Annotated in this window: 20 protein-coding genes; 7 read left to right on the top strand and 13 right to left on the bottom strand. The window is 65.6% G+C overall.

Features of this window, described 5'->3' with window-relative positions; all coding sequences use genetic code 11:
• Positions 1 to 56 precede the first annotated feature (56 nt).
• A complete protein-coding gene (locus F579_RS0101590; protein ID WP_019024576.1) occupies positions 57 to 1,967 on the bottom strand; it encodes a methyl-accepting chemotaxis protein in 1,911 nt (636 codons plus the stop codon).
• A 131-nt stretch (positions 1,968 to 2,098) separates the two neighbouring features.
• Positions 2,099 to 3,628 carry a DASS family sodium-coupled anion symporter gene (locus F579_RS0101585; protein ID WP_019024577.1) on the bottom strand — a complete coding sequence of 510 codons (1,530 nt, stop codon included), beginning with the start codon at positions 3,626 to 3,628 and terminating at the stop codon, positions 2,099 to 2,101.
• A 167-nt stretch (positions 3,629 to 3,795) separates the two neighbouring features.
• On the opposite strand from F579_RS0101585, the gene F579_RS0101580 reads away from it, so the two are divergent.
• The 4 genes from F579_RS0101580 to ppk1 all read left to right on the top strand — a co-directional run bounded on the left by F579_RS0101580 (position 3,796) and on the right by ppk1 (position 8,731).
• Positions 3,796 to 4,377, top strand: a complete 582-nt coding sequence (locus tag F579_RS0101580; protein ID WP_012982357.1) for a superoxide dismutase — start codon at positions 3,796 to 3,798, stop codon at positions 4,375 to 4,377.
• Between the two features lie 96 nt (positions 4,378 to 4,473).
• A complete protein-coding gene (locus F579_RS0101575) occupies positions 4,474 to 5,670 on the top strand; it encodes an acetylornithine transaminase (protein WP_019024578.1) in 1,197 nt (398 codons plus the stop codon).
• Entirely contained in the window at positions 5,667 to 6,581 is a 915-nt protein-coding gene (argF, locus tag F579_RS0101570) for an ornithine carbamoyltransferase (RefSeq protein WP_019024579.1), read from the top strand. Before F579_RS0101575 ends, argF begins: the two co-directional genes overlap by 4 nt.
• A gap of 77 nt (positions 6,582 to 6,658) precedes the next feature.
• Entirely contained in the window at positions 6,659 to 8,731 is a 2,073-nt protein-coding gene (gene ppk1 / locus F579_RS0101565; protein ID WP_019024580.1) for a polyphosphate kinase 1, read from the top strand.
• Here the strand turns inward: ppk1 and F579_RS0101560 are convergent.
• Genes F579_RS0101560 through egtD form a run of 3 tightly spaced genes read right to left on the bottom strand, consistent with a single transcriptional unit; the run spans position 8,724 to position 11,760 of the window.
• Entirely contained in the window at positions 8,724 to 10,223 is a 1,500-nt protein-coding gene (locus F579_RS0101560; protein ID WP_019024581.1) for an exopolyphosphatase, read from the bottom strand. The two genes, ppk1 and F579_RS0101560, sit on opposite strands and share 8 nt — an antisense overlap.
• Positions 10,224 to 10,225: 2 nt before the next feature.
• Positions 10,226 to 10,717, bottom strand: a complete 492-nt coding sequence (locus tag F579_RS0101555; protein WP_019024582.1) for a histidine phosphatase family protein — start codon at positions 10,715 to 10,717, stop codon at positions 10,226 to 10,228.
• Positions 10,718 to 10,734: 17 nt separating this feature from the next.
• Complete coding sequence (gene egtD / locus F579_RS0101550) at positions 10,735 to 11,760, bottom strand: L-histidine N(alpha)-methyltransferase (RefSeq protein WP_019024583.1); 1,026 nt, start codon at positions 11,758 to 11,760, stop codon at positions 10,735 to 10,737.
• Positions 11,761 to 11,834: 74 nt separating this feature from the next.
• Here egtD and egtC point away from each other — a divergent pair, with 74 nt between their 5' ends.
• The 3 genes from egtC (at position 11,835) to F579_RS0101535 (ending at position 14,586) form a co-directional block, all read left to right on the top strand.
• The gene (gene egtC, locus F579_RS0101545; protein ID WP_026301068.1) at positions 11,835 to 12,617 is read left to right on the top strand and encodes an ergothioneine biosynthesis protein EgtC; all 783 of its coding nucleotides are present in this window, start codon (positions 11,835 to 11,837) and stop codon (positions 12,615 to 12,617) included.
• A 66-nt stretch (positions 12,618 to 12,683) separates the two neighbouring features.
• The gene (locus F579_RS0101540) at positions 12,684 to 13,835 is read left to right on the top strand and encodes an SUMF1/EgtB/PvdO family nonheme iron enzyme (RefSeq protein ID WP_019024585.1); all 1,152 of its coding nucleotides are present in this window, start codon (positions 12,684 to 12,686) and stop codon (positions 13,833 to 13,835) included.
• A gap of 19 nt (positions 13,836 to 13,854) precedes the next feature.
• On the top strand, positions 13,855 to 14,586 hold the full coding sequence (locus tag F579_RS0101535; RefSeq protein WP_019024586.1) for an SIMPL domain-containing protein: 732 nt from the start codon (positions 13,855 to 13,857) through the stop codon (positions 14,584 to 14,586).
• A gap of 18 nt (positions 14,587 to 14,604) precedes the next feature.
• On the opposite strand, the gene F579_RS0101530 is transcribed toward F579_RS0101535, so the two are convergent.
• The 8 genes from F579_RS0101530 to flgF all read right to left on the bottom strand — a co-directional run bounded on the left by F579_RS0101530 (position 14,605) and on the right by flgF (position 23,148).
• Positions 14,605 to 15,291 carry a hypothetical protein gene (locus tag F579_RS0101530; protein WP_019024587.1) on the bottom strand — a complete coding sequence of 229 codons (687 nt, stop codon included), beginning with the start codon at positions 15,289 to 15,291 and terminating at the stop codon, positions 14,605 to 14,607.
• A gap of 85 nt (positions 15,292 to 15,376) precedes the next feature.
• Entirely contained in the window at positions 15,377 to 16,606 is a 1,230-nt protein-coding gene (flgL, locus tag F579_RS0101525) for a flagellar hook-associated protein FlgL (protein ID WP_019024588.1), read from the bottom strand.
• Positions 16,607 to 16,632: 26 nt separating this feature from the next.
• Entirely contained in the window at positions 16,633 to 18,558 is a 1,926-nt protein-coding gene (flgK, locus tag F579_RS0101520) for a flagellar hook-associated protein FlgK (RefSeq protein ID WP_019024589.1), read from the bottom strand.
• A 56-nt stretch (positions 18,559 to 18,614) separates the two neighbouring features.
• Positions 18,615 to 19,670: a flagellar assembly peptidoglycan hydrolase FlgJ gene (gene flgJ, locus F579_RS0101515; protein ID WP_019024590.1), complete on the bottom strand. Its 1,056-nt coding sequence runs from the start codon at positions 19,668 to 19,670 to the stop codon at positions 18,615 to 18,617.
• Positions 19,670 to 20,803 carry a flagellar basal body P-ring protein FlgI gene (locus F579_RS0101510; protein WP_019024591.1) on the bottom strand — a complete coding sequence of 378 codons (1,134 nt, stop codon included), beginning with the start codon at positions 20,801 to 20,803 and terminating at the stop codon, positions 19,670 to 19,672. The genes flgJ and F579_RS0101510 overlap by 1 nt, the downstream gene beginning before the upstream one ends.
• A gap of 77 nt (positions 20,804 to 20,880) precedes the next feature.
• Positions 20,881 to 21,579 (bottom strand): flagellar basal body L-ring protein FlgH, encoded by a 699-nt coding sequence (flgH, locus tag F579_RS0101505; protein ID WP_019024592.1) that lies wholly within the window; start codon positions 21,577 to 21,579, stop codon positions 20,881 to 20,883.
• 4 nt (positions 21,580 to 21,583) lie between these two features.
• Positions 21,584 to 22,372, bottom strand: a complete 789-nt coding sequence (flgG, locus tag F579_RS0101500) for a flagellar basal-body rod protein FlgG (RefSeq protein WP_019024593.1) — start codon at positions 22,370 to 22,372, stop codon at positions 21,584 to 21,586.
• A 35-nt stretch (positions 22,373 to 22,407) separates the two neighbouring features.
• The gene (gene flgF, locus F579_RS0101495; protein ID WP_017925371.1) at positions 22,408 to 23,148 is read right to left on the bottom strand and encodes a flagellar basal-body rod protein FlgF; all 741 of its coding nucleotides are present in this window, start codon (positions 23,146 to 23,148) and stop codon (positions 22,408 to 22,410) included.
• Between the last annotated feature and the right edge of the window lie 25 nt (positions 23,149 to 23,173).

The raw sequence follows: 23,173 nt of genomic DNA, 5'->3' as shown, positions 1-23,173 counted from the left end.
ACAAAAAAGCCCGGGACCGTCTCCGGACCCGGGCTTGGCATCAACTGGGAAGGGGCTTACACCTTGAACTGCCCCACCCGCTGCTGTTGCTCGGAGGCCAGCTTGGAAAGCTCCTCCGAGGCGTTGCGGATCTGTTCCGATCCGGCCGCGGTCTGATCCAGCACCTCGGTGACATTGGCCACGTTGCGGTTGATCTCCTCGGCCACCGTCGACTGCTCCTCGGCGGCGCTGGCGATCTGCGTGTTCATGTCGCTGATGCGCGTGACCGACTGGGTAATCGAGGTCAGCGATTCGCCCGCCAGATTGACCTGCTCCACGCTCTGGTGCGCCTTGGAACGGCCATCTTCCATCGCCTGCACCGCTTCGCGGGTACCGCTTTGCACGCGCTCGATCATCTGCTGGATCTCGTGGGTCGAATCCTGCGTGCGGCTGGCCAGGGTACGCACCTCGTCGGCGACCACCGCGAAACCGCGGCCCTGTTCACCCGCACGTGCCGCCTCGATCGCCGCGTTCAGCGCCAGCAGGTTGGTCTGGTCGGCGATGTCGCCGATCACTTCCAGGACCTTGTTGATCTCCTCGGCATCCTGCGACAACCGGCTGACCACCTCGGCGGCACCATCGACCTGCTGCGACAGCGCGTTGATCGCGGCCACGGTGCGTTGCACCACCTGCTGACCCTCGTTGGCGTCCTGGTCGGTGTTCTGGGCCGCGGCGGCGGCATCCGCCGCATTCCGGGCCACCTCCTGCACGGTGGCCGTCATCTCGTTCATGGCCGTGGCCACCTGATCGATCTCCGACTTCTGTCGCCGCACCTGCTCGTTGGTCTCTTCGCTGGTTGCCGACAGCTCGTTCGCTGCTGCGGCAACCTGATCGCCCCCGGCCGCGACGCTGGACACCAGGCCACGAATCTGCTCGACAAAGTTGTTGAACGCCTCTGCCAGTTCTCCCAACTCGTTGCGCCCGGAAACCTCCAGCTTGCGAGTCAGGTCGCCCCCGCCGCCAGCAATGTCGTTCAGGCGGACCACCGTACGGTTCAGGGGACGAACGATGCTTCGGGTCAGGAGCCAGGCCAGAAGGGCGCCCAGCGCCACGGCAATCACCCCGACCGCAACCACGGTACCGGTCGCGTTGCGCGCCATCGCCACATACGCGCTGCGGTCCACCATGACCTCAAGCACACCGACTACATCACCGGAGAAGTCCGTGACCGGGCGCGCGACCACGGCCATCGGGGTACTCTCATAGGTCACGTTCCGTACCAGCTCTTCGCCCTCCATGACCTCGCGCATTTCGGCATCGCTGAAGGTCGGGTCGCCGCCGATCGTGCCGCGGAAACGGCTGAACGAACGGCCATCGCGCAGATAAAGCGCGACCGGTGAATTCGTATCCGCCGTAAACTCCTCGAAGAAGGAGTCGCCGAACGAAAGACCGAACTCCACCGAACCGACGTGGTCGCCATTGTGTTCGATGGGCACAACCCCGCGAATCCCGAGACCCGCTACCCCTTCCTCAAGTCCCGAGATCGGGGTGCGCTTCTCGTTGGTGTCGACCACCGTCTGGCGGAAGTCGGACAGGTCGTCGCCATAATTGTCGGGCGAGTGAACGCGCAGGAAGGAAGTCGCCGGCGGGGTATGGAACTGATACTGATGCACGCCGTACTGCTCGCTGAGCGAGGCAAAACTCGGAACGGTCATCTCGGCCAGACGCTCGCGATCGCCCGTCGCCATCGCCTCCTGCACGTCGGGGATCTTCGCCACGGTCTCTGCCATTGCGGTCGCGCGCGCGGCTTCCTGGTCCAGACGACCGACAAGCTGCGCGGCCAGATCGGTCAGTTCGCGCTGTTCGGCACGATCGGCCATGGTGCCAAGGCTGTTCATCACGACCACAAGGGTCAGGATCACGGCCAGCAGCACCACCGTGATGATCCCGACCATCAGCCGGACTCCGATTCGGATGTTATCGAACATTCTGAAGACTCTCCCCAATAAGGCTTTGCGGGCCTGCGGCATCCTTGCTGCGGCATTTCACCGACGTTAGCGGCGGCGCAGCATAAAACTTGAGGGGCGTCACAGGAAGCCTGAAAGGCCGGGAGACGAGCCTATCCCTGCATCAGGATGACCTCCGCCATGGCGTAGACCGCAACCGTAATCATGGCAATCGCCACCAGGGAGAGCAGCGCGCCGCCACGGATCATGTCGATCACCCGCAGTCGATTACTGGCGAACACGATCGCGTTTGGCGGGGTCGCGACCGGCAGCATGAAGGCCACGGAGGCCGCAAAGGCCACAGGGATCGCGAGGAGCACGACCGGAATCTCCATGTGCATCGCCAACGCGGCCACCAGTGGCAGCAGCGTCGCAGCGGTGGCCGTGTTGCTGGTCACATGCGACAGCAACATGGTCACCACCACGGTCCCGGCAATAATCAGCAGCAACGGCCATGTCTGGGCGGCGCCCAGGCCCTCGGCGGCCAGCTCCGCCAGGCCGCTCGCCTCGATGGCCGAACCCAGGCTGAGACCACCACCGACCAGCAGCAGCACCCCCCAGGGGAGCTCGCGCGTGTTATCCCAGGCCAGCAGCCGACGCTGGTCCACGGCGCCCGAGGGCAGCAGGAACAACAGCCCGGCGCCGAGGATGGCAATCCCGGCATCGGTCAGGTGGATCGGCAGGAGATCTTCGAGGAAGGGGCGCGACAGCCAGGCCAGCGCCACCAGCAGGAAGACGCCGGCAACCCGGTACTCGGCCTGGGACCAGGCCCCGACCTCGGCACGCTGCTGGTCCATCATCGCCTGCAACCCCTGCAGGCGTACGCGATGGACCGGGAAGACCCAGCGCGTCAGCAGCCACCAGGCCAGCAGTAGCAACGCGGTGGCCAAAGGCAGGCCCAGCATCATCCACTGCACAAAACCGATCTCGATGCCATGCCGATCGCCCAGATAGGCGGCGGTCAGTGCGTTCGGCGGCGAGCCGATGATCGTCGCCATGCCCCCGATGTTGGCGGCAAAGGCGATCCCCAGCAGTAGCGCCAGCGCGGGGCGGCGCGACTCGGCGCCGAGGCCGTCACCCGTAATGTGTGTGTCGCGATCCATCAGCGCCAGAACGGACAGGGCGATCGGCAACATCAGCGCAGCAGTCGCTGTGTTACTGACCCACATCGACAGCCCCGCCGTGGCCAGCATGAAGGCCCCGACCAGGAGATGCAGGCGGTCCCCCGCCCGGCTTACGATCGCGAGCGCAATCCGCTGATGTAGTCCCCAGCGCTGCACGGCCAGCGCGATCGCAAAGCCGCCCATGAACAGGAAGATGATGGGATTGGCATAGGGCGCGGTCGCCGCGTCCATCGGCATCACGCCGAGCAGCGGCAACAGGGCAATCGGCAGCAGTGCCGTGACGGGTAGAGGCAAGGCCTCGGAAATCCACCAGGTCGCCATGAACAGGGTCAACCCGAGCACCCACCAGGCCTCGCGCGCAACGCCTTCTGGCGGTGGAAAAAACAGGAACGCGAGCATCAGGAGCGGGCCCAGGAGAAGCCCAATGCGCCCGCGCCAGGCGTAGGCGTTACGGGCGGGGCTCGCACCCGCCGACGGTGGGTCGCCGTCCGATTGTCGATCGGCGTCGTGCGCGGACATGCCGTGGCTCCTTCACAATTCCGCAAACGTTGGCTGAACGATAACCAAGCCGCATCATCGGAAATTGCATCACCCGGGCAACGTGACTATCGTTGACGGGTTTACTGGCGCGGCCACCGATGGTCGGCCAGACGCAGTCTCGCATGTTTTCTTACAAGGAGTCTTTCATGGCCTACGAACTGCCCGATCTGCCCTATGCCAAGAACGCGCTGGAGCCGCACATCTCCGCCGAGACGCTGGAATACCATCACGACAAGCACCACGCGACCTACGTGACCAAGCTGAACGGCCTTCTGCCCGGTTCCGAATTCGAGAACGCCTCGCTGGAGGACATCATCAAGAAGGCCCCGGCTGGCGGCATCTTCAACAACGGCGCCCAGGTCTGGAACCACACCTTCTACTTCAATTGCATGGGCCCGGACGCCGGTGGCGAGCCGTCCGGCAAGGTGGCCGACGCGATCAACAGCGCCTTTGGCTCGTTTGATGGCTTCAAGGAGAAGTTCAACGAGGCCGCGGTCGGCAATTTCGGCTCCGGCTGGACCTGGCTGGTGCAGAATAGCGATGGCTCGGTGGAGATCGTCAACACCTCCAACGCGGCCAATCCGATGCGTGACGGCAAGACCCCGCTGCTGACCTGCGATGTCTGGGAACATGCCTACTACATCGACTACCGCAACGCGCGGCCGAAGTATCTGGAAAACTTCTGGAACGTGGTCAACTGGGATTTTGTCGCCCAGCAGATGAAATAAGTCGCGATAACGCGATTGGGGGCCGCCACAGTGCGGCACCCTGGGCAGAAGCCGGCGGCTCGCTCGCCGGCTTCTTCATTTGGGAGAGCTTTGCTAATGAGTGACGTCCTGCAGAATACCTACAGCCGGCTGCCGGTTGCCTTCGAACGGGGGGAAGGTGCCTGGCTCTGGGACACCGAGGGCAAACGCTACCTCGATGCCCTGTCCGGCATTGCGGTCTGCGGCCTTGGCCACGCCCACCCGAAAGTGGCGCATGCGATCTGCGATCAGGCTCAGACGCTGGTACACACCTCGAACCTGTTCCGTATCCCCTTGCAGGAACAGCTCGCGCGGCGTCTATGCGCTCTCGCGCAGATGGAACAGGCCTTTTTCTGCAACTCCGGCGCCGAGGCCAACGAGGCGGCAATCAAGCTGGCACGGCTGCATGCCCGCCGCCGCGGCATCGAGAAGCCGAAGGTCATCGTGATGCACGGCAGCTTCCACGGGCGTACGCTCGCGACGCTGTCGGCCACCGGCAACGAAAAGATCCATGCCGGATTCGAACCCCTGGTCGAGGGGTTCGTGCACGTCCCCCATGGCGATGCCGAGGCCGTCGCGGCCCTGGCCGACGATCCGGACGTGGTCGCCATCCTGGTCGAACCCATCACCGGTGAAGGCGGCATCCACGTACCCCCGCCCGGATACCTGCGGCGCCTGCGCGAACTGGCCGACCAGCACGACTGGCTGCTGATGCTGGACGAGATCCAGGCCGGGATCGGCCGCACCGGACACTGGTTTGCCTTCCAGCATGAAGGCATCACGCCCGATGTGATATCGCTCGCGAAGGGCCTGGGCAACGGCATCCCGATCGGGGCGAACCTGGTGGCCGGCCGTGCGTCCGGCCTGTTCACCCCGGGTACCCACGGCACCACCTTCGGTGGCAATCCCCTGGTCTGCCGGGCGGCCCTGGCCGTGCTGGACGTGATGCAGGACGAGGGCCTGTGCGAGGAAGCTGGACGGCAGGGCGAGATCCTCCGCCGTCGGCTGACGGACCGGCTCGAGGACAAACCGGGGGTCGTCGCCGTACGCGGACGCGGACTGATGATCGGCATCGAGCTGGATCGCCCGGCCGGGGCGCTGGTTCAGGCCGCCCTCGACGCAGGGTTGATTCTCAACGTGACCGCGCAGCGGGTAATCCGGCTGCTGCCGCCACTGATCGTGGACGACGCCCAGGTCGAGCAGATCGCCAGCACCGTGGCCGAGCTGGTCGGCTCATTGCTCGCGTCCGAAGTATCCCAGGAGGCACAGGCATGAAACCCCGCCATTTCCTGTCATTCCATGACCTTTCCGCGGACGAGACGCGCGCCGTGCTGGCGCGGGCCATCGAGCTGAAGCGCCAGACCCACGCAGGCGAGCACCACGATGACATCCTGCGCGGCAAGACCCTGGGGATGATCTTCGAGAAGTCCTCCACCCGGACGCGCGTCTCGTTCGAAGTCGGCATGCAGCAACTGGGCGGCAACGCCCTGTTCCTGTCCCCGCGCGACACCCAGCTGGGTCGCGGGGAGCCGATCGAGGACACCGCCCGCGTACTCTCGCGCATGGTGGATTGCGTGATGATCCGCACCTACGAGCACGAGAAGATCGAACTGTTCGCCCAGCACTCCTCGGTTCCCGTGATCAATGGTCTGACCGACCGGGAACATCCCGCGCAGCTGCTGGCTGACCTGCAGACCTATCTCGAACACCGGGGCGACATCCGGGGCAAGCGCGTGGCCTGGATTGGCGACGGCAACAACATGTGCCACAGCTACATGTATGCCGCGCACTTGCTGGACTTCCAGCTTGTGGCGGCCTGTCCCGAGGGCTACGACCCGGAAGAGGACGTCGTGGATGCCACGCGCGACCATTTCGAACTGACCCGCGATGCGCGCGCGGCGGCCGAGGGTGCCGACCTCGTCGTCACCGACGTCTGGGCCAGCATGGGGCAGGAGCAGGAAAAGAGCGCCCGCCGCCGGGCCTTTTCCGGGTTCTTCGTGGACGCCGACCTGATGCGTCTGGCCAACGACGACGCCCTGTTCATGCACTGCCTGCCCGCGCACCGCGAGGAAGAGGTCTCCACCGAGGTCCTCGAAGGCCCACAAAGCGTGGTCTGGGACGAGGCGGAAAACCGGCTGCACGCGCAGAAGGCCCTGATGGAATTCCTGCTGACCCGTGGAGCCTGAGACCTTCGCTCGGCCTGTCACGAAACTGACATAATGCATACCTACACTCGGGGCCCCACCCTTGCCCCGAGTCGTGCATGCCGGATGCCGACGTGACCGATACCGAGCTCTTTCTCAACCGCGAGCTGTCACTGCTGGAATTCAACCGGCGCGTGCTGGAACTGGCACGCGACCCGGGCTTTCCCCTGCTGGAGCGGCTGCGCTACCTGAGCATCTCGTCCACCAACCTCGACGAGTTCTTCGAGGTCCGCGTCGGATCGCTGCGTCAGCAGATCGACCTGAACGTCCAGGCGCCAGGACCGGATGGCTTGTCCGCGACGGAACAGCTGCGCCTGATCGCGCCCCGGGCGCACGCCCTGGTGGACGATCAGTATCGCGCGCTCAACGACGAACTGATACCGGCACTGGCCGAGGAAGGCATCCATTTTGTGCGTCGTTCGCACTGGAGCGAGCAGCAAAAAGCCTGGGTTCGCCAGTTCTTCCACGAGCAGCTGCAGCCGGTCCTGAGTCCGATCGGGCTCGACCCCGCGCACCCGTTTCCGCGCATCCTGAACAAGAGCCTGAACTTCATCGTCACGCTAAAGGGCAAGGATGCGTTCGGCCGCGAGTCCGGACGCGCGGTGGTCCAGGCGCCACGCTCCCTCCCGCGTCTGGTGAAACTCCCGCGCGAGGTGGCCAGCGGCGATTCCGATTTCGTGCTGCTGTCGTCCATCCTGCACGCCCACGTCAGCGAGCTGTTCAAGGGTATGAAGGTCACCGGCTGCTACCAGTTCCGGCTAACCCGCAACTCCGATCTGTTCGTGCAGGAAGAGGAGATCGACGACCTGCTGAACGCGCTGGAAGGCGAATTGCCCCAGCGCAACTACGGTGCGGGGGTACGCCTGGAGGTCGCGGACAACTGCCCGGACGAGGTCGCGCAGTTCCTGCTGCAGGAGTTCCATCTGGAGGCAGACGATCTTTACCAGGTCACCGGACTGGTCAACCTGAACCGCATGATGGCCGTGTACGACCTGGTCGACCGGCCCGACCTCAAGTTTCCCCCATTCATCCCCGCCCTGCCGCGCACGGATGCCAGCGGTGAAAGCATCTTCGCCTCCATCCGCGAGCAGGACCTGCTGCTGCATCATCCCTACCAGTCGTTCATGCCGGTGGTGGATTTCCTGCGCCAGGCCGCCAGCGACCCGCGCGTGCTGGCGATCAAGCAGACGCTTTATCGCACAGGCACCCAGTCACCACTGGTCGAAACGTTGATCGAGGCCGCGCAGTCGGGCAAGGAGGTGACCGTCGTCATCGAGCTGCGCGCCCGCTTCGACGAGGCGGACAACATCGAACTGGCCAACCGAATGCAGGATGCGGGCGTACATGTGACCTACGGCGTGGTCGGCTACAAGACGCATGCGAAGCTCGCCCTGGTGGTACGTCGTAACGGCGACAAGCTGGTCCGCTATGCCCACCTGGGCACGGGCAACTATCACTCGGGCACCGCCAAGGCCTATACCGATTACGGCCTGCTGACGGCCGACCCGGTACTCACCGAGGACGTGCATCGCGTGTTTCAACAGCTCACGGGCCTTGGCAAGGTGGAGCGCCTGCGCGAACTGATCCAGGCGCCTTTCCGTCTGCACGATGCCATGTGCGAGAAGATCGAACGTGAGGCCGAGAACGCGCGCGACGGTCGGCCGGCGCGGATCGTCGCGCGCATGAACTCGCTGAACGAGACCGGCATCATCCAGGCGCTTTATCGCGCATCACAGGCGGGCGTGAAGATTCAGCTGATCGTGCGCGGCATCTGCAGCCTGCGACCAGGCGTGCCGGGCATCTCCGAGAACATCGAGGTGCGCTCGGTGCTTGGCCGTTTTCTGGAGCACTCGCGGGTGTTCTACTTCGAGAATGGGGGCGAGCCCGAGCTGTATCTATCCAGCGCCGACTGGATGCCCCGCAATTTCTTTCGCCGGGTGGAGGTCGCCTTTCCGATTCGCGATACCGCGATGCGCGACCGGGTCGCGGAAGAATCACTCTTCAACTACCTGCGGGATACCGCCAGTGCCTGGACCCTGCAGGCCAACGGGAGTTACCAGCGGGTCCAGCCGGCCGCGGACGAAGCACCCCATTCGGCACAGCAGCAGTTGCTCAAGACCCTCGCTAGCTGAAAGTCAGTTCAAGGTCGTGGCGCGCCCACTGCCCGGCCTCTTCCTCCAGATCCGCCCGCGTGAGCGGATGCGCATCCAGCCAGCCAGCGGCAAAGCCCAGCACCAGCCCGCGTTCGCGTGCCTCGAGCCGCTCCAGCGGCGGCGGCTCCGGCGCGCGCGAGCGGTGAAGCAGCACCGCCAGTCGCAGCAGACTGGCCAGACGCAGAAGGGGCTCGACCCGCGCCTGACGTACGTCATTGAGCAGTTTCGGCTTGAACGCGCGGCGGTGCAGGCGCACCAGCAGCGCCAGTTCGTGCTGCTCGGGTTGCGAGAACCCCGGAAGATCGGCCCAGTTGAGGATGTATTCGCCGTGCTTGTGGTACTTGCTGTGCGCGAGCGCCAACCCCACCTCGTGCAGCTCGGCCGCCCAGTCCAGGCGCTCGCCGTCGCTCTCGTCCAGCCCCCAGCGGGCCCGGACCGCCCCCAGCAGCCGCGCCGCCATGGCCTGTACCCGCTCGGCCTGCGCCTCGTCCACGGCAAAACGGCGACGCAGGTTGTGGATGGTCAGGCCCCGTACATCCTCGTGCCGGAAACGGCCCAGGAGATCGTGGATCACCCCCTCGCGCAGGGCGCCATCGGAAGGATGCAGCCGCTCGATCCCCAGCGCCTCGAACGCCCCGATCAGCACTGCCAGTCCGCCCGCAATCACCGGTACCCGGTCCTCGGCCAGACCCGGCAGCTCCAGCTTGTCCAGGCGCCCGACCTCGATCATGCGTTCGCGCAAGGTGCGCAACGCATCAAGCGTCATGCCCGGTGCCTCGTCAATCCCGGTCTCGCGCACGATACGATCCAGCGCCAGGATGGTGCCGGAGGCTCCCAACGCCTGATCCCACCCGGCTTCGCGGTAGGTAGCGGCAATCGGCTGCAACTCCTGGCCGGCATGCAGCTCGGCGGCGGCAAACGCCCGGGGGGTCAGGTGGCCATCGGAGAAGTGCCTCTGGGTGAAGGTCACGCAGCCCATTTCCAGGCTTTCAGCGAGGATGGGGCGGAAGCGTTCGCCAATAATGAACTCGGTGCTGCCGCCGCCGATGTCCATCACCAGGCGACGGCCCTCGTCATCGGCGAGCGTATGGGCCACACCCAGATAAATCAGCCGCGCCTCCTCGCGCCCGGCAATGACCTCCACCGGATGCCCGAGGGCCTGCTCCGCGGCGACCAGAAAACGTTGACTGTCGGCCATCTGGCGCAGCGTATTGGTGCCCACGACGCGCACACTGCCCTGGCGTAGCTGGCGCAGTCGCTGGCCGAAACGTTCGAGGCAATCCAGTGCGCGGCGTTCGACCGTTGCATCCAGACGACCGCGGCCATCCAGGCCACTGGCCAGTCGCACCGTTTCCTTGAGCCGGTCCATTTTCAGGACCTCGCCCTCGTGACGCCGGGCCACGATCATGTGGAAGCTGTTGGAGCCCAGATCGACTGCCGCGACAGTCTCGCCCTGCCCGTCCATATTCATATCTACCCGTGGTCTCCCGAGAGGTCCTCCAGCACTCGGCGGGGCAACAGCCAGGACAATTGCATGGGACCGGGCAGACCGCCTCCCAGGGCGCATGCCGAACCCTTGCCCATATGCACCCCGGAAGCCCCCAACGGACAGCCCATCAGGCGTCCCGCCAGCGAGGAGAGGTCCGGCTCATGGCCGACCACCACCAAGCTGCCGTCCGCCGGCAGGCGCGCCGCCAGTGCCTCCAGTTCGACGCCGGCCACCTGCCCGGGGGCCAGCCATTTCTTCTGGCGCACCGGCACACCCAGTGCTTCGGCGATGGGTGACGCCGTCTGACGCGCGCGCAGGTAGGGGCTGGTCAGCAGTTCCACATGGCCGGGAAGCAAGTGGGTCAGCGAGGCCCCCAGGCGCCGGGCACTCACCTGGCCGGCCTCGCTCAACGGCCGATCCCGGTCGGCACCTTCCCAGTCCCCTGCGTTGCCGGCCTGGGCGTGTCGGACCAGCACGAGACGCGGGCTCCGGCTCATGCCTGTGCGCCCCCCGGGGCCAGCAGGAACAGGCTGTAGGCCTCGTCCGGCGCCGACCACTCCGCCACCTGCGCCAGTCCGGCGCCGGACAGCAGTTGCTGCACCATCGGGCGCGTAAACTTGCGCGAGATCTCGGTGCGAATGGACTCGCCATCGGCGAACTGCAGAGTGGTTGCGGGTTCGGAGACCTGGACGGTCTGGTCACCCTGGGCGACCAGATGCATCTCGATGCGGGAATGCGCCTGGACGAACGGGGCGCGATGGCGGAAACCGTCGGGATCAAAGTCCGCTCCCAACTCACGATTGAGGACGGACAGCAGGTTCAGGTTGAACGCCGCCGTCACACCAGCCGCGTCGTTGTAGGCCGCCTCCAGAACGGGGATGGCCTTGACCCGATCCAGCCCGAGCAGGAGCCGATCCTCCGCACCCATGGCAGCGCAAATCTTGGACAGCAGGGCGATCGCCTCCGCATCCTCGAAGTTCCCCAGGCTGCCGCCGAGAAAGGTGAATAGGCGCGGGGCCGCTGGGACAGGTGTCAGCGTTGGAAGGGCCGAAAGCGCGGCGAGATAGTCACCACACAGCGCCTCGATCACGAGTGTGGGGAATCGTCCCAGTAGTCGCTCGGCCGCCTCGTCGAGGATCTCGCCACAGACATCATTGGCAACGTAATACGGATCGTCGACACGCTCGTTCAACGCCGCTATCAGGTACTCGGTCTTGCGCGAGGTCCCGCTGCCGAGCTCGATCAGTGTGTGGGCACCCGAGGCCTCGACGATCTCGGTCGCTCGGGACTCCAGCAGGGCCGATTCAAGACGCGTGGGGTAATACTCGGGCGTGTCGCAGATGGCATCGAAAAGCTGCGAACCACGGGCATCGTAGAAGTACTTTGGCGGCAGCCAGCGCGGTGCCTCCAGCATGCCCTCGCAAAAGTCCGCCACCAGCTCCGCATGCGGGTCACGCACCTGCACCACATGACGGGTGTAGCGCTCCGGGAGCGGCATGGCAGGACTCTCGGGCTTCATGGGCACATCCGTGCTTCGGGGTTCCCGGCACGCTACCATGAAACTCCTGACCTCCCAACCGCGAGTCCGCGCCAATGTGTCGCCATCTAGCCTATCTGGGCCCACCGCTGACACTCAGACGGGTATTGCTGGATCCACCGCACAATCTGATCGAGCAGGCGATTGCGCCGCAAGAGCTGGTCTACGCCCGTGTCAATGCGGACGGGTTCGGGTTTGGCTGGTTCAGTGAGGACGGCACTGCGCGCTGCTACCGGCGTGCCGACCCCCTCTGGCAGGACCCGAACCTGCAGGCGCTCGCCGAAACACTGGAAGAACCGCTGTGGATCTCCGCCATTCGCAGTGCGACCCCCGGGTTCGGAGGCGACACGGTCAATGCCCAGCCGTTCGCCACCGACGGGCTGCTCTACAGCCACAATGGCCTCATTGGCGGCTTCAGGCCGCAGATCCGCCGGCAGATCGAGAACCTGCTGACGCCCGAGATCGAGGCGGGCATCCAGGGCACCACAGATTCCGAGTACCTGTTCGCCCTGGTCCGCCAGTTCCTGGCAGATGACGAGAATGCCACGCTGGAAGGCGCCCTGGGCGAGGCTTTCTCGACACTGGAAACCTGGCTCGGCGACGAGATGGCTCTGCTCAACGTCCTCTTGTCCGACGGGCGCCGTCTGGTCGCCAGCCGCCATGCGATCAACAGCCCCTGCCCCAGCCTGTACTACACGTCCGACGATGACGACTTCCCCGAGGACTCGGTAATCGTCGCCTCCGAGCCGTTGACGGACCGGGAGCGCTGGCGCCCCGTCCCTTCAGGACACATCCTGATCCTCGATCCTGACGAACCACCGGAACTCCTCGCGCTCTAGCCTTTCCACTCGGATATGAGCACCCCAGCATTCGACCCTCCAGCGAGCCTCGTCTCTTCTTCGTCCTTGCTGGACGACCTGGCCCGTCAGCACGAGCGCTTGAACACTGCACTGGAAAGCACACCCACCGAAATCTGGCGTAACCAGTACCACCCGGACCTTAGCCCGATCGGCTGGCACTACGCCCACTGCCACTTCATCGAGGCCGTCTGGCTGCGTGAACGTATTCTCGGGCACGCACCACCCCGCACGCGGGACTGGCATGACCTCTATTTCCCCGAGCTCAGCCCCAAATGGCGCCGGGGTGGACGCCTGCCCGCCCTCGATCGACTCATCCCATGGGGACGCGGGCTACAGTTCCGGCATCGCGATTGGCTTGCCCGCCACACCGGGATCCTCGACCACCCGCTGATGGCCAACGAGTACCTGACGGGGTTCCTTGCCCAGCACCACGCGATGCACCTGGAGACCCTGGCTCAGGTGCGCTGGTTTGCCCGCCTTCGGGGGGCTGCCCCTGCCCACTCGGAGCCCCGCCTGCAGACGCCCGAGATCACCTCGCAATCCTGGCGCGAATGGGATGCCGTGCACGCCACCGTTGGCGGCGACGACGTACTGGTCTTCGACAATGAAAAGGGCGTTCACGGGAAGCATCTCGCGCCCTTTGCCATCCGGCGCGACCCTGTCACCAACGGGGAGTGGCAAGCCTTCATACAGGATGCCGGCTATCACCGTCCCGAACTATGGAGCCGCGAGGGGTGGGACTGGCGCAAGGCCCACGACATCCAGGCCCCACTCGGGTGGCGCGGGTCCGGGACCGACATTGGCCTGCAGGTTCTGCCGGAGGGCACGGTCCAGCGCAACCCCGATGCCCCGGTGGTGGGCGTGTCCCGCTTCGAGGCCGAGGCCTTCGCGCGGTGGGCCGGCGCCCGGCTGCCCCACGAGCACGAATGGGAACATGCCCAGCGCGAGGGAACGCTGCGAGGCACAGGCCGGGTCTGGGAATGGTGCGAGAATCCGTTCGCGCCCTATCCCGGATTCCGCCCCTTCCCCTACAACGAATACTCGGCCCCGTGGTTTGACGGCCGGCATTACGTCCTGCGCGGCGGCAGCGACTGGAGCGATCCGTTACTGAAACGCCCCAGCATGCGCAATTTCTTCACGCCGGAGAAACGCCATGTCTTTGCCGGCGTGCGCCTCGCACGTACGATGGAACCCTGACCCCACCGGATATCACCCCATGAGCCGCACTCCGTTCCTGCGCCCCCTTGTCGCATGCCTCTGGCTGAGCGCCCTGCTGCTGATCCCGGCCCTGGCCAGCGCCGATGGCAACACCACACTGACGCTCTCCGGCCATGCCGAGCGGCAGGTGGAGAATGACCGCATGACGGTCCAGATGCAGGCCCAGGCCCGTGCCCCGGACGCGCGGGACGCCGCAGCCACGGTGAATCGCCGTATGGAACAGGCCCTGGCGCGCGCGGAAGACTATGACACGGTCGAGGCCTCGACCCGCAGCTACACGACGCAGGCCATCCACGACCGGGATGAACCTGACCAGATCAGAGCCTGGCAGGTCCAGCAGACCCTGGAACTGGTCGGCAGTGATTTCGACAGCCTGACGGAGCTTGTAGGTGTTCTTCAGGGAGACGAACTGACCGTTGGTCAGATTCGCTTCTCGCTCAGCCGCGAGACACAGCAGGAGCACCGCAAGGTCTTGCTGGAGGCCGCCATGGACGACTGGAAGGAACAGGCACGCGCGATGGCACGTTCCCTGGGGGCCACCGAGCTGCGCCCGGTGGAGGTCGAACTCGTCGACAGCGGCTATGACCGCCCGCAGCCGATGATGGCGATGCGGGCGATGGACGAGTCCGCCAGCCAGCCCGCACTGGAGGCCGGGACCTCCACGGTGTCCGTCACCGTACGCGCCAAGGTCGAAGCGCTGGGGGGCGAGACGCTGCGCGTCGACCCATAGTCGATCTGCAGGAGCTGGCTAGCGTGCGAGATGCAGGGCCAGCTCCCCTTCGCGCACATCGATGCTCTCGATCCCCGCGCGCAGGTGCTGGAAGGGCTCCAGCGCCAGCAGGTCCTCGTCTTTCAGACCGCCCAGCCAGGCATCCGGCAGGGGGATACCGGCGACGGACACACCGACGAGCCGGGCTCGCAGTTCCTCGCCCTCGGTCTCGAAGCGCACACCGGAGCGCACGTTCAGCACACGCCCGCCCATCAGCGGCACGTCCGCCGGCACGTCGATGCGCACGCGCGTGCTCACCTGCCCCGGTGTCAGGCGGACCGCCACCCGGCCGGCCAGGTCCGGATCGCGCGCGATCAGGGCATTCAGCTCGCGCTCACTGAACTGGACGATCCGCGCCTCGTCGGTCTCCTCGTAGAGCTCGGGGATCAGCGGCTCCGCGTCGGCTTCGAGATCAACAATCGGCTCACTGGGGGCCTGATCGGGGCGCGGTGCATCGGGTGCGGAGATCGCCTGCAGCTTGGCCTCGAGCTCCACCTGCTCCTGCTCGCTCAGGGTCACGGGCTTCGGCTCGCCGGACTGCAGCATCACCACGCCCCAGAAGGCCGCCCAGATGACCGCCAGCACCAGCAGGACGATCAGATAGCGCGGGGGCCGCCCGGTGGAGCGGTACTGGATCGGTGCGGAGGGTTCCTGGTATTTGGCCATTGTGCGGTTCCGTCCCTGGGGGACGCTTCATGGGGATCGTAATATGGTCGCACAGACGCCCGCGCCCGTGCGCAGGCGCTTCTGCCTAGATGAAGTCGAACAGGGAGAGCCGGTTGACCTGGGTATAGGTCTGCTGCGCGGCCTGCAGCGCCACCTGCTGCTGGTTGAAACGACTGATTGCCTCGGCATAGTCGAGATCGCGAATCTGCGACACTGCGGTTTCCAGGTCCAGCAGGCGATCCTCGTTCAGGTCCATTTGCTGGTCGAAGGTCTTCAGCCGCCCACCCAACTCGGCGCGGATATCACTAAAATTGCCAAGCGCTGCGTCCAGGTCCGCCAGGGCGGTGTTGGTAGCCGATGCCAGGTCCGCACGCGCCGTGGAACCGCCGCCACTGTTTTCCAGCGCATTGATGATCCGATCCAGGCTCTCGAAGACGCTTACGTTTTCCGCGGGTCGGGATTCGATCGTGTCACCATCGGCGGGGGTACCAGAAATCACCACGGTACGCCCGGCGAATTCGATCGCGGCCCCGGGGACATACGGCTGATCTCCCAGACCATCGAACACCTCGCCTTCTCCATCCTCGATGGTGTAGGTGATCTCTCCGTCATCTTCACTAAAGACAATCTCGAAGGTCTCGTCGCGGTTCTCATTGAAGGCCGAACGATCGGAAACTTCAGCCTTCTCCAGCACCATGGTGCCGTTGTTCGTGGCGACCGAGGCCCCGACACGCCCGTCATTCTCGGGAATCTCCATGAACACCCGAGCCCCGTCCTCGCCCAGGCGAACCTTGCGCGTGGCGGATACCGCCACTTCGCGCACACTGCCCTCGCCGGACGCCCCGGAATAGCTCACCTCCCCATCCGCATCCTGATGGAACGGCTGGTCCTGGGACTTGGTGCCGGCAAACAGGTACTCGCCATTGGGGTCGCGCGTGTTCGCGATCTCGAACAACCCATCACGGATCTGGCGCAGCTCGCCCGCCAGATACTTGCGAGTCTCCTCGGTCTGGCTGTCGTTGTTGCCGGTGACCACCAGCTCGCGCGCCCGCTGCAGGGCATCGGTGCCCTGCTGCAGCAATGATTCCTGCTGCTGCATGCGCGGCTGGGTGTTCTCCATGTTCCGCTGGAACTGCTTGGTCGCCTTGATGATGCGCTCGAACTGGTTGATCTGGGTCGCGCCGCTCGGGTCGTCCGATGGCGACAGGATGCGCTTGCCGGAACCCAGCTGCAGCGAGGTGCGATTGAGTTCGCCCTGGCCCGCCTGGATCTGGTTGATCCCGCTCTGGAAGATCTGGGTTGTGGAGATACGCATCGGGTTTCCCTCGAATCACAAGTCGCCTAACGGCGGAACGCGCCCAGCAGGCTGTCGAATAGCGAGTTGCTGACCTGGATCACCTGGGCGGCCGCCTGATAGGCCTGCTGATAGCGGATCAGGTCGGCGGCCTCTTCATCCAGATTCACGCCCGAGATCGACTCGCGCTGGGCCTTGGCCTGCTCCAGCTGGGCATTCGCGGAGTCCAGCGCCACGTTGGCCTGTCGCGTGCGCGTGCCGACGTTCGCGATCAGGCTGTTATAGGCATCGCCAAAGCCGGGGATTCGCCGGTCTCCATTGTCCGTCTCGAGGGTGCGAGCCTCGGACAGATCAGCCATAGCGAGCATGTTGCGGTTGTCGCCCGGGCGGTCCTGCCCCCCTTCAACGATAAACGTATCCCCGTCGTCCGGGGCCCCGCTCAAGGTGATCGACCAGCCATCTTCTGTCTGAATCGTGACTGGCTCGCCGTCGTCATGGTCTGCCTGGCCGATCATTTCACCATCGCTGTTGCGTACGAAGTATTCACCGTCTTCAAACGTCACAGTGGCCCCGTTCTTTAGCACGTCCGGGTCATAATCCGTGGAGGTAATCCGAAAGCCCTCGACGACAGCGTCACCCGTATTGTCCTCAGCCGCCGCGACGTCATGGATTGCCGCAGCCGCGGCGATCCCGCGCGGGTCATCCAGGACAACCTCGAGGTCGCGGGCGCCATTCCGCGTGGGCTGGATCAGCCAGTTGTCACCTTCGTTGGCACCGAGGTCTCCCACATCAATGATCATGCCGTCGGCTCGGAAGCGACCGTCGCCGAGGTCTTCCATCTCCACCACCTGATTGCCCGGCAGCCGCAGCAGTTCGAACTCCTCGTCGCTGTTTACGCGCAAGCGGTAATCGGAGGTGGTCAGCTCGTCGGCGTTTCCGATCTCGACGCCCGGGACACCACTCTCGGTGTTACTGGAACGTCCCCACACTGCGGGTTCACCAATCCCGAAGATGTCGCCACCGATCTGGCCATCGGCATCGAGGCCCTGGGCGTTCTGCTCGTTGAAGGCCTGTCCCAGCTGGGTGGCGATCTGACCCAGTGTGTTCTGCGCGGTGTCGATGACCGAGTCGCGAATCTCCAGCAGCCCCCCGAGTTCACCGCCCTGCAGAAAGCGAGTCACGTTTGCCACCCCGCTACCCGACCGAATCCCGACTTCCATCCTGCCCGGGTCGCCGGAGAAGGATTCGGCCACCAGCGACTGACTGGTTCCGCCCAGCACCAGCGCCTGCCCGTTGCCGATGAACACATTCAGCGCGCCGTCGTCCTGCTCGACCGTGGTGACATCGATCTTCTCCGCCAACTGGTTCAGCACGCGATCGCGCTGATCCAGCAGATCGTTCGGTGTGCCCTGGGTGCTCTTGGCAACGATCTCGCGGTTGAGGCCCGCCAGGGATTCGGCGAGCTGGTTGATCTCCTTGACGCTGGTCTCGATCTGCCCGTTCACGATACGCCGCTGCTCCTCCAGACGCCCGTCGATGGCCTTGAAGCGCTCCGCCAGCGACTCGGCCTCGGTCAGGAACACCGTACGCGCAGCATTGGAGGTCGGATCATTGGCCACGTCGGAGGCGGCGTCGAAGAACCCCTGCAAGACCGGCGCCAGACCACTGGCTTCGTCCGCCAGCAGGTTGTCGATACGCCTGGCCAGATCCGCCTTCGCCTGGGCGTTGGACTGTTCGGAGATGCTGGTACGCAGCTGAGTGTTGACGAAGTCGTCCGAGATGCGGCGGATGGCATCTACGCCGACCCCCTGCCCCTGATACGAGCCCCCAAGGAACTGCGGACTCAGGTTGCCCAGCTCAGTGCGCTGACGGCTGTAGCCCTCGGTCGCGGAGTTGGCGATGTTGTTGCTGGTCGTGCCGATCGCGCGCTGAAACGCCAGCAGCGCGGAGGTCCCAATACCGGAGACACTCATACTTCGCCCCTCCCGGTCAGGCTCGCCCAGCTGGATTTACGTGTCTGCGACATGGTCTACCCCTCGTTTCGGGTAACGGCCGGCTCGGCCAATGCTTGAGTCGGTTCGGGATTCACATAGCCCGACAGCTGATCGCGTACCCGCAGCACCTTGTCCGCATAGGCGGGGTCGGTGGCGTAACCGGCGGCCTGCAGTTCACGGATGTACTGAACATCGTCGCCGGCCTGCAGGGCGCGGTGGTAGCGCGGGTTGTTACGAATGAAATCGACGTAGTCGGCGAAGGAATCCGCCGGATCGGCGTACGCGCGGAAGCGTGCCTGCTCGCGCTGGGCTACACCATCCCGGTACTCAAGGGTGCCCACGGCGACCTGATCCCCCTCCCAGCGGGAATCGGCCTTGATCCCGAACAGGTTGAAGCTCGGCTGGCCGTTCTCGCGCGAGGGCACGTGGCGCCCCCAACCGGTCTCCAGGGCACTTTGTGCCAGCAGGATGCCAGGCTCCACGCCCAGATCGGCAGCCGCTTCCCGCGCCAGGGGTTCCAGTGTCGCAACAAAGTCGGACGGATCCCGCGGCGGCCAGTCGATCGCCAGCGGGCTCGGCGCCCCGCCCAGCCGCCGGAGCTCACCGGTTCCAGCCTCGGTATCGCCCCGTGCGGGTCGCATGGGCGCAACCGGCTCAAGCTCGCGTTGTTCGTCGGACAGACGCCGAAAATCCAGGTCGCCCCGGCGTTGCGGGAGGTCCAGGGCCGCCAGGCGCTCGGGGTCCCGAAGACCCTGTCCGTCCTGCGGCTGACTCTGCTGCGACAGCTGCTGCATCAGCACCTCGCGCAGGCCGATCCCGTCGCCCTGACTCATGGCCTTGGCGAATTCCTGATCCTGCATCTCGAGGTACATCTTGCTCTGCTCGTTGTCGAACAGTCCGTCGCCCAGCGAGGCCTCGCGCATCTGCTTGAGCATCTGGCCGATCAGCATCGCCTCGAACTCGCGCGCGACCGCCTCCAGCGCCTCGTCTCCCCCCGCCTGGGCCGCACGCCCGAGGTCGCGCAGTCCGCTCGGGTCGCTGGCCAGCGCCGAGCGTGCCTGCATGGAGAGGTCGTGGCCGGACGAGATCATCAGATGACCACCAGCTCCGCGCGCAGGGCGCCCGCCTCGCGCAGGGCCTCGAGGATGGCCACCAGATCACCCGGAGCCGCCCCCACGTTGTTCACCGCGCGCACGATCTCGTCCAGCGAGGTGCCGGGGTCGAACAGGAACATGGTGCTGTCATCCTGCTGGATGGCAATGTCGGTCTGCGGCTGCACCGCGGTCTCGCCCTCGGCAAAGGGCATCGGCTGCACGACCTGCGGGGCCTCGCTGATGGTGACGGTCAGGCTGCCATGAGACACCGCCGCCGGGGTCACCTGCACGCTCGAGCCGATCACCACGGTCCCGGTGCGCGAGTTCACGATCACCCGGGCCGGGGGCGCGCCTCGCTCGATGGGCAGGTTCTCCAGCTCGGCGACAAAACCCACGCGCTGATCCGGGTTCTGGGGTGCGCGCACACGCACCGAGGAGCCGTCCAGGGCCTGAGCCACGCCGGGCCCGAAGGTATCGTTGACGGTCTCCACCAGCCGGTTGGCCGTGGTGAAGTCCGGGCGGTTCAGGTTCAGGGTCACATGGTCACCCTGGGCAAAGGCGGTCGGCACCTCGCGCTCCACCGTCGCACCGTTCGGAATGCGCCCGACGCTCGGGACGTTCACAGTGATACGCGACCCGTCCCGGCCCTCGGCACCGAAGCCGCCCACGACCAGGTTGCCCTGGGCGATGCTATAGGTCTGACCGTCCGCACCCTTCAGCGGCGTCATCAGCAGGGTCCCACCCCTCAGGCTGGTCGCATTACCCATCGAGGAGACGGTCACGTCGATGCGCTGACCGGGCTTGGAGAACGGGGGCAGCTCGGCGGTGACCATCACGGCCGCGACATTGCGCAGCTGCGGGTTGCCGGCGTCCGGGGTCAGTCCCAGCTGCCCCAGCATGTTGTTCAGGCTCTGGATGGTGAACGGGGTCTGCGTGGTCTGGTCGCCCGTGCCGTCCAGGCCGACGACCAGGCCATAGCCCACCAGCTGGTTTTCGCGCACGCCGAAGACACTGGCCACATCCTTGACCCGTTCGGTGTAGGTGCGCTCCTGCATCGCCGCCTGCTGCTGGATCGCCGTCTGGGCCTGCGCGCCGGCAATCCCGCCCAGCAGCAGCCCGACCGCGACCATCAGACCGGGGAGCGCACGCCCTGCGATGCTGCGCTGATGCCACCTGTACCCTGTTCGTTGCATCTCGGCTCTCCCGCTCAGAACGGCCACCAGGGGCTATTGAAGAAGCGGGTGATCCACCCGGGCGTGTTGCTGTCGGCCAGCACACCGGTGCCACCGTAATAGACCCGCGTATTGGCCACCTGCGTCGACAGGACGGTGTTGTTGGTGGTCACGTCCACCGGGCGCACGATGCCGCGAAAGCGCACATATTCCTCGCCCTGGTTGATGCCCAGCCACTTCTCGCCCTGTACCACGAGATTGCCGTTCGGCAGCACCTCGGCCACGGTCACGGTGATCTGGCCATCCAGCTGGTTGCTCTGAGACGAGTCGCCGGAGCCGTCGAAATCCCGACTGCTGTTATTGCTGGCCCCGAACAGCGGGCGGCCGCGGTGGGTCGCCTGGCCACCGAAGGCCTGCAGGTTGCCCAGATCCAGGCTGGAATCCTTCTGCGTAGAGGTCGAGGCGGACTTCTGCGCCTGGGTGCTCTCGGCCAGGATCACGGTCAGGATGTCGCCCACCTGGCGCGCCTTGTAGTCCTCGAACAGGCCCTGGGACTGCGCGACCTGGTAGATGCCCCCATTGTTCTGGGCCTGCGGCACCGGTTGCGGCGGCATCACGGGGTTGTAGTCCGGGTTGTCCCCGGGCATCGTCGGCTGGGTAGCGGCGCAGGCGGACAGCACCACCACGGCCGCCAGGCCCAGGATCGGTCGCATCAGGGTCTCAAGCCGGTTCATCGCGCTACCCGATCGTCTGGTTGACGAACTGCAGCGACTGGTCGGCCGCGGAAATCGCCTTGGAGTTGACCTCGTAGGCGCGCTGGGTCTCGATCATGTTCACCAGCTCCTCGGCGATATTCACGTTCGACGTCTCCAGCGAGCCTTGCACCAGGGTGCCGGTGCCATTCAGGCCGGGCTGGGCCTGCTGGGCGACGCCGGAGGCCGCGGTCTCCTGGAACAGGTTCTCGCCGATCGCCTGCAGACCCGCCGGATTCACGAAGTCCGCCAGCTGGATGTTCCCCAGCTCCACCGGCTCGGCCTGCCCCGGGATCTGCGCGGTCACGGTCCCGTCCTTGCCGATCGCCAGCGACTGGGTATCCGGCGGCACGAACAGGCCCGGCTGCAGCGGATAGCCGTTCGACATTACTACCTCGCCATCGGCATTCAGCTGGAAGCTGCCGTCGCGCGTATAGCCGATGTCCCCGCTGGGCATCAGGACCTGGAAGAACCCTCGTCCTTCGATCGCGACGTCCAGCGAGTTGTCGGTCTGCTGCAGGTTGCCCTGGGTAAACATCTTCTCGGTGGACACGGCGCGCACACCGGTACCGATCTGCAGCCCCGAGGGCAGTTGCTGATCCTGGGTGGCCTGGGCGCCCGGCTGACGTACGGTCTGGTAGATCAGGTCCTCGAACACCGCACGGTCCTTCTTGAAGCCGGTGGTGTTCACGTTGGCCAGGTTGTTCGAGACCGTCGACATGCGCGTGTGCTGCGCGTCGAGGCCGGTCTTGGCAATCCACAGTGCCTGGTTCATGGTGTTCTCCTGTCAGTCCTGCAATGGGGGCCGCGTCAGCCGAGGCCCAGCAGCCGGTTGCTGCTTTGTTCCAGCGTGTTGGCGCTGTCCATCATCTTCACCTGCATCTCGAAGTGGCGAGACAGCTCGATCATCCGGGTCAGCGCCTCGACCGTGTTCACGTTGCTGCCCTCGAGCATGCCCGAGACCACCCGCACCTCGGCATCCGGCGGCGCCTCGCCGCCATCAGCCATGCGGAACAGGCCGTCATCGCCGCGCTCCAGTTCGTTCACGTTCGGGTTCACCAGGCGGATACGCTCGATCGCGGCCAGGGCCTCCGGACCCACCCCCTGCGGGCGCACGCTGATCGTGCCGTCCGTGCCGATCTCGATCTTCTCCGACGGCGGGATCGCGATCGGGCCGCCATCCCCCAGGACCTGGTGCCCCTGTGCGGTGCGCAAGAGCCCGAACGCATCCACATGCAGGGAACCCGCACGGGTGTAACCTTCCTCGCCATCCGGACCCTGCACCGCGATAAAGCCCTGGTCCTCGATTGCGATGTCGAGATCGCGCCCCGTGCTTTGCATCTGGCCCTTGGAGAAGTCCGTGCCGTCGGTGCCCAGCTGTGCGTAGTCACGCGAGTCGAACACCGGCCCGCGCACGGGCACGGTATTGGCGTTGGCCAGCGCCTGACGAAAGCCGTCGGTATTGGCATTCGCCAGGTTGTGGTTGTTTACCGCCTGCGCGTGCATGGTCTCCTTCGCGCCGGACATCGCGATGTAGAGGAATCGATCCATGCCTGTGCCCTCGTATCCCTGTCCC

This window comes from Thioalkalivibrio sp. ALJ21, assembly GCF_000378605.1.
Lineage (GTDB): Bacteria > Pseudomonadota > Gammaproteobacteria > Ectothiorhodospirales > Ectothiorhodospiraceae > Thioalkalivibrio.
This window is presented reverse-complemented; position numbering and strand designations above follow the sequence as displayed.